The organism is Candidatus Limnocylindria bacterium (assembly GCA_036523395.1).
In the GTDB taxonomy this organism is placed as follows: Bacteria; Chloroflexota; Limnocylindria; order P2-11E; family P2-11E; genus CF-39.
Window position 1 is genome coordinate 1 of the sequence record DATDEH010000020.1, and the last position, 3,337, is coordinate 3,337.

Below are 3,337 nucleotides of genomic sequence, written 5' to 3' on the forward strand. Positions count from 1 at the left end.
GACACCCTCCCACGCCGGCTCCCCGCAGTCGCGCGCCGGACCGGCTCATTGTGCTACCCCCACCGCTAAGGGACTGTTCACCGTGCCGCCGGTTGCGGCCAGAACTAGCATCCCGCCGAAGCTTGCTTCCGGAAGGGGGTGATCGGCGCGCGCGTGGGTCTGTCGCAGGGTCGTTAGGGGAGGGAAACATGACCACGTCTGTCGTCGTTACCGCGGACGGCAAGCACGAGCTCTCGGGGGACCTGCCCAGGTCCCAGCTCTACAACAAGGACCTCGCGCCGACTCCAGCCCGGCTCCGCAACTGGGGCCTGTACTCATTCCTCGCGTTCTGGGTCGGCTGCTGTGTCGTCATCCCGTCGTGGAGCCTGGCCAACATCGGCCTCGTCTTCGGATTCGATCCCGCCACCTCGATCTTCGTCGTGGTGCTGGGCAACGCCATCGTGACGGTGCCGTTGCTCCTGAACTCGCACGTCGGAGCGAAGTACGGGATCCCGTACCCGGTCTTCGTGCGCGCGTCCTTCGGCACGTGGGGCGCCAACGTCGCGGCCGTGCTGCGCGGGATCGTCGCGTGCGGCTGGTTCGGCATCGAGTCGTGGCTTGGCGGCTACGCGATGTATGTCCTCGTCGGCATCCTGTTCCCCGGGTTCAAGGATCCGCCGGTGAAGGTCGACTGGTTCGTCCTGCCCGGGCCGTTCCAGATGTCGATGTTCCTGCTGTTCCTCGTGATCCAGGTCTGGCTGGCGATCGCGGCGCCGCCCTGGAAGGGGTCCCGTGCGATCAAGGTGATGTTCGACTGGTCCGCGCCGTTCCTGCTCGCCTTCACCTTGTTCCTGTTCATCTACTTCGGGTTCCGGGTCGGCTTCGACAAGATGTTCAACTTCCAGCTCACACCGGACAAGCCGCTCGGTGGCGGTCTCTACTTCTGGTTCCTGCTGCTGAACATCAATGTGGGCTTCTGGGCCACGATGGCCCTGAATATCTCGGACGTGACGCGTTTCGCGAAAGAGCAAACGCGGCAGATGATCGGGCAGGCCATCGGCCTCGTCGGCACGATGGCGTTCTTCAGCGGCATGGGCGTACTTGTCACCGCGGGTGGCGTGAGCGCCTATTCCGAGACGATCAAAGACACCGCCAATCAGGCCGGCACAGCGAACGACCTGTGGAACCCGATCAACCTGTTCGCGAAGCTGAATGGTGATCTCGGTCCGATCATCATCGTTCTCGCGCTCATCTTCGTGGTGCTCGCGCAACTCTCGACGAACATCGGAGCCAACGTGATCGCTCCGGCGAACGATTTCCAGAACCTCGCACCGAAACGGCTGAACTGGGCCTGGGGCGTCATCATCACCGCGGTCATCGGCACGCTGCTCCAGCCCTGGGTGCTGTTCTTCAACGCGTTGTCCTACGCGATCACCTGGCTGTCGGGATATGGCGGCTTCCTCGGCGCGATCGGCGGCATCATGATCGCCGACTACTGGCTGCTGCGGCGGCAGAAGCTGAACCTCCTCGAGCTCTATCGGGAGGATGGGGTCTACAGCTACCGGAACACATGGGGCGTCAATCCCTACGCGATCATCGCGCTGCTCATCGGGATCGTTCCGCCGTTCATCGGCTGGCTGAACGTCATCGGCTGGTTCGTCAAGATCGACGGCTACCAGGGCTCGTGGCTCGACTGGCTCCAGACCGGGTCTTGGTTCTGGAGCTTCGGCACAGCCCTCGTGTCCTATTACGCACTGATGACGCTGTTCGGTAAGCGCTACCTCGAGGAGCAGACCGGGGAGCCGGTCGGCGGCGCCCCGCAACGGGCCTCGGCGCGGGCCTAGCGAACTGGGAGGATGGCGCGGACGCCGAGTCCGCGCCATCCTTGTCCCTGCGACGCGGAGGTGAAGACGTGACGACGGTGAAGGCTGCGCTCGTCCAGGTCGCCTGGACCGGGGACAAAGACTCCATGGTCGCCAAGCACGTGAAGTACATCGAGCAGGCAGCGCAGCAGGGCGCCCAGGTCATGTGCCTGCAGGAGCTCTTCTACGGGCCGTACTTCTGCCAGGTGCAGGACACCAAGCACTACTCGTACACGGAGAAGATCCCTGACGGGCCGACCACCAAGCTCATGCAGGAGCTCGCCAAGAAGCACGGCATCGTCCTCATCGCGCCGATGTATGAGGAGGACCAGGTCGGCGTCTACTACAACACCGCCGCGGTGATCGACGCCGATGGGAAATACCTGGGGAAATACCGGAAGACGCACATCCCGCACGTGAACGGGTTCTGGGAGAAGTTCTACTTCCGTCCCGGGAACATGGGGTATCCCGTGTTCGACACAGCGGTCGGAAAAGTGGGCGTCTATATCTGCTATGACCGCCACTTCCCCGAAGGGGCGCGCATGCTCGGGCTGCACGGCGCCGAGCTCGTGTTCATCCCGTCCGCGACGTCGCGCGGCCTGTCGATGCATCTGTGGTTCATCGAGCAGACCGCTCACGCGATCGCGAACGGCTACTGGGTCGGAACGATCAACCGGGTCGGTCAGGAGAAGGAATTCGGGCCGAACGACTACTACGGCTCGTCGTACTTCGCGGACCCGCGTGGCAAGATCATCGCGCAGGCATCGGAGAAGGACGAGCAGCTCCTCGTCGCGGACCTGAACATGGACCTCGTGCGCGAGGTCCGCAACACGTGGCAGTTCTACCGCGACCGCCGGCCGGACATGTACGACGACATGGTGAAGCCGTAGCGCCATGACGCTTCCGGCGCTGAACTACATCGGCGGCGCGTGGGTCGAGTCGACCTCGCGCGCGCGGGTACGCGACGTGAATCCGGCGCGCAGCAGCGAGTCGCTCGGCGACGCGACGGTCTCGACGCCGGCGGACGTCGTGCACGCGATCGACGCGGCCGCCGCCGCATATCAGGAGTGGCGGCGGACGCCGCCGCCGCAGCGCGGCGACATCGTGCGCAAAGCAGCTGATCTCATGGAGCGGCGACGCGTCGAGCTCGCGCGCCTGCTCACGGAGGAGGAGGGCAAGACGCTCCCCGAGTCGCTGGGCGAGGTCGATCGGGCGGTCGCGAACGTGCGCTTCGCGGCGGCGCAGGGCTCGCGCCTCACCGGCGAGACGATCCCGTCGACGCAGCGCGGCACGTTCATCTACACCGTGCGCGATCCGCTCGGCGTCGTCGCGTGCATCACGCCCTGGAACTTCCCAGTCGCGATCCCCGCGTGGAAGATCGCGCCTGCTCTCGTCGCTGGGAACGCCGTCGTGTTCAAGCCCGCGACGCTCACACCGCTCTGCGCAGCGCAGGTCGTGCAGTGCTTCATCGACGGTGGCGTCCCGGACGGCGTCCT

Annotated in this window: 3 protein-coding genes; all 3 read left to right on the forward strand. The window is 65.1% G+C overall.

Translation table 11 applies throughout. From position 1 onward, the window contains the following. Positions 1-188: 188 nt before the first annotated feature. A complete protein-coding gene (locus VI056_02705; protein ID HEY6201931.1) occupies positions 189-1,823 on the forward strand; it encodes a cytosine permease in 1,635 nt (544 codons plus the stop codon). 68 nt (positions 1,824-1,891) lie between these two features. Beyond that, on the forward strand, positions 1,892-2,731 hold the full coding sequence (locus VI056_02710; GenBank protein ID HEY6201932.1) for a nitrilase-related carbon-nitrogen hydrolase: 840 nt from the start codon (positions 1,892-1,894) through the stop codon (positions 2,729-2,731). Between the two features lie 4 nt (positions 2,732-2,735). Continuing rightward, on the forward strand, positions 2,736-3,337 hold a 602-nt coding region (locus tag VI056_02715), incomplete at its 3' end, for an aldehyde dehydrogenase family protein (GenBank protein HEY6201933.1).

Bases quoted from the DNA above. Each gene is read 5' to 3' on its own strand.
- VI056_02705 (HEY6201931.1), top strand. From the start codon at position 189: ATGACCACGTCTGTCGTCGTTACCGCGGACGGCAAGCACGAGCTCTCG.